1 protein-coding gene is annotated in these 1,270 nt (G+C 32.8%); it reads left to right on the forward strand.

Annotated features, from left to right (window positions below; all coding sequences use genetic code 11):
• Window positions 1-342 precede the first annotated feature (342 nt).
• Complete coding sequence (locus ACWQ4X_RS19650) at window positions 343-1,146, forward strand: DUF4942 domain-containing protein (RefSeq protein ID WP_005005990.1); 804 nt, start codon at window positions 343-345, stop codon at window positions 1,144-1,146.
• The last annotated feature ends 124 nt before the right edge of the window (window positions 1,147-1,270 follow it).

Here is a 1,270-nt window from a genome sequence, read left to right on the forward strand (position 1 = left end):
TCCTGATAGGATAAGGGTTCTGTGAAATTTGTCGTGTACAGAGTTTTTTCATTTAACAATATCCTCATTACAGATTTTTATAGCATTGGTATTTGTTCGATCAGTTGAGAACATAACTGAATGTTGTTTTTTCATAAGCATATCGACATCATCATTTATGAGTAGAGGTAATAAGGAATTTTAAAGGTTGAGCCATATTCCACTACACCAAGTTTTAAGCGTTGTGCTTATTTAATTTAATTATAGTGAAAAAGTTAGCTTATAAATTTTAAAAAAAAATTAATGACCATGGTTTTTATTAAAATATCTATATAGACAATTAAGCTAATTAGGTGGGCAATTATGAATATGTTGGTAAATATAAAAAGAGAAGTGCAAGCATCTGAATTAGACTTTATTGAAGTCGAAAAGCTAATTTTGCAATGCGAAAAAGCAAAATCGTCAATAAAGGTTATTTATGAAAGCATCAAAGATATTGAACTTGATGCTTACCAGATTGTGAGTGCAATCACCCGAAAATCATATTCATCATCATTCAATACTGAAGAATCTGCTTTAAAACAAATATCGTCATGCTTCTGGAGGAAGTTAACTGAGATCATCAATCTTAGAAACTTTATATCTGAAAAAGAATATGATGCGTTGTCAGATAAAATTGCTCGTCATGAAATTGAAGATTTCACGATGGATAACGTGAATGTATTTTTAGAATCTATCTGGTCTACGCGCCACATGGCATATGCTCGTAAAGTTGATTCATTGTTTTGCCAATTATCAAGCAAATACAAAACCAATCTTGGTGCTGGTATTAACCCGTGCGTGATCATTCATCACAATAGCTACCATTCTTATTGCAGACGAGATAATTTAGTGGAAGAAGTACGCTTTATAGCAAGGCAGTTATTTGGCAAGCCTTTAGACCACACTAGATTAGATAAACTCAGGTTAGATCGTGGTATCTGGCATAGCATTGATGATAATTTATTACGCATTAAGATCTACGAAAACGGTAACTGTCATATCTTGTTTAATCAATGCGTAGTTGATCGCATTAACCAGGTATTAAACCTGTTATATCCGAATCAAATTGGCATAGATCCAAATGTAAAACACAAACGCCGTGCGTATGATGAACCCATTTTATAAAGCTCATTAAAAAACCATCAATTGTTATTGTGGTTTTTTTTTAGATATATACGGTACTAATTTTGCGATCGTGCCACTGGTGAACATACACTGACCATATCACTATGGATACTTGGGATAAATC

It is taken from the genome of Acinetobacter sp. NigerLNRRAM0016, assembly GCF_054112845.1.